Source organism: Microbacterium sp. zg.Y909, from assembly GCF_024626565.1.
Genome location: NZ_JANJFJ010000514.1, coordinates 1 through 2,473 on the forward strand (window position 1 = coordinate 1; position 2,473 = coordinate 2,473).

The 2,473-nt window shown below is 70.9% G+C and carries 1 protein-coding gene and 1 pseudogene; one reads left to right on the forward strand and one right to left on the reverse strand.

The features are described 5' to 3' along the window. A partial coding sequence (locus NQ160_RS22180) for a glycoside hydrolase family 65 protein (RefSeq protein ID WP_257517206.1) occupies positions 1-1,698 on the forward strand: 1,698 nt, incomplete at its 5' end. A 9-nt stretch (positions 1,699-1,707) separates the two neighbouring features. On the opposite strand, the pseudogene NQ160_RS22185 reads toward NQ160_RS22180, so the two are convergent. Further along, positions 1,708-2,473 (reverse strand): annotated as a pseudogene (locus NQ160_RS22185) (hypothetical protein); the annotation flags it as partial.

Here is a 2,473-nt window from a genome sequence, read left to right on the forward strand (position 1 = left end):
CCCGCGCGGGAGCTCGTCGACCGCTGCCGTCGCACACTCGACCGCGCACAGAGCGGGGGCGTCGACGTGCTGTTCGAGCGCCAGCGCGCCTGGCTCGACGGATTCTGGGATCGCTCCGACGTGCGCATCGGCGGCCACGACGACCTGCAGCAGGCGACCCGCTGGTGCCTGTTCCAGCTGGCGCAGGCTGCGGCCCGTGCCGACGGCCGGGGCGTTCCCGCCAAGGGCGTGACCGGCTCCGGGTACAGCGGCCACTACTTCTGGGACACCGAGATCTACGTGCTGCCGTTCCTGGCGTACACGACGCCGCTGTGGGCCCGTAACGCCCTGCGCATGCGCTACCTCATGCTGCCCGCCGCCCGCAAGCGCGCCGGTCAGCTCAACGAGGCCGGCGCGCTCTTCCCCTGGCGCACCATCAACGGCGAAGAGGCTTCGGCCTACTACGCCGCCGGCACCGCGCAGTACCACATCAACGCCGACGTCTGCTTCGCCCTGGCGAAGTACGTGCGTGCCACCGGCGACGTGGACTTCCTCTACACCGAGGGCATCGACATCGCCGTGGAGACCGCGCGACTGTGGGCGACGCTCGGATTCTGGCGCACGAGCGACGGCATCCATGACGACGACGATGACGGAGACGGCGACTCGTTCCACATCCACGGCGTCACCGGTCCCGACGAGTACACCACCGTCGTCAACGACAACCTCTTCACCAACGTGATGGCGCGGTTCAACCTGCGCTTCGCCGCGCGAACCGTGCGGGAGATGGAGCAGGACGCGCCGGAGGAGTACCGCCGCGCGATGGATCGGCTCGGCATCGAGCCCGGCGAGGCCGAGTCGTGGGACCGTGCTGCGGATGCCATGCACATCCCGTTCAGCGAGGCCCTCGGCATCCACCCGCAGGACCACGTCTTCCTCGAGAAGGAAGTGTGGGACCTGGAGAACACCCCGCCGGAGCGGCGGCCGCTGCTGCTGCACTTCCACCCGCTGGTGATCTACCGCTACCAGGTGCTCAAGCAGGCCGACGTGGTGCTGGCGCTCTTCCTGCAGGGCAACCACTTCACCGACGAGGAGAAGCTCGCCGACTTCAACTACTACGACCCGCTCACGACGGGCGATTCGACGCTGTCGGCGGTCGTGCAGGCGATCCTCGCAGCGGAGGTGGGGTACCAGGACCTCGCCCTGGAGTACTTCCACGAATCGATCTACGTCGATCTCGGAGACCTGCACCACAACGCATCCGACGGCGTGCACGTGGCGTCGGCCGGCGGGGTGTGGACCGCCCTCGTCTCGGGCTTCGGTGGAATGCGCGACCACTTCGGCGACCTGTCGTTCGACCCGCGTCTGCCGGCCGACTGGCCGTCGCTGTCGTACTCGCTGCTGTGGCACGGAACGCGGCTCGACGTCACGGTGACCGCGGATGCGATCACGTTCACGTCCGGCCCGGGCGGTCCCATCGTGCTGTCGGTACGCGGGACCGGGTACGTCATCGCCGGTGACGAGACGCTGGTCGTGCCGTTGCAGGGGCAGGGACCGCGCCGCCCCGGCCGGCCGTCGCTCAGCGAGATCGAGGATGCGCGGCGCGACGACGGCACGTATCTGTCGGCGTCGATTCCGACCCTCACGAGCTCGATCCCCGTCATCTCGGACGATGACCTGCTGCAGGGCGAGGATGCACAGGTGGGCGTCGACAGCTGAGCGCGGTCGTCAGTCGAGTTCGGCGAAGGTGACGACGCCGACCGCGACGACCACCTGCCCGGGCTCGCCACCGACCCGGTTCACGGTCGGCCCCGCGCCCCAGGTCTGCACGACCGCCTGATCGAGAACCGCCGGACCCATCCCGCGCAGAAGATGCGTGAGGGGGTCGCTGCCACCGCGACGGTCCAAGACGGTGTAGCCGGCCGCCGTCAGAACGGCGAGGGCAGCGTCGGCGTGCCCGGCCGCTGTCGCGGCATCGGTGAACACCCACACCCGTACGTCGGAAGTGGCCTGCACCTCTTGGATGTCGGTGAACGTGCGGGTCGTGCCGGCGAACGCGCAGCCGGGTGCGCTGAGCCCGCCGAAGTCGACGGAGGGATCGCTGGGCGCCGGCGTGGCGATGTGGTCATCGGCGACGAGCGTCGACTCGTCGACGATCCACGCGGTGAGGTCATCGGGGCACGCCTGGCTGGGCGCGGCCCCCGCTGGTGGCACGCTCAGGGCGCCGTCGCCGTCGCCGTCGCCGGGTCCGCCGTTCGGGCCGCGCTCGGTCGCGTCGGCGTCCTCGGGACGTTCGGGGATGGTCGCGTCGGGCGCCGGCGCTGGGCCGGTGGGCGTGGGGGAGCCGGACGGGCTCGGGGAGGGGCTCGGTGCCGGTGTGGACGTCGACGACGGGGACGGGGGCGGGGACGGGGACGGGGTGAGGGGATCGCCCATGCGCGGGCCGCATCCGGCGAGCACGGATGCCGCCACCGCCGCCGCGACGACCGCGGTC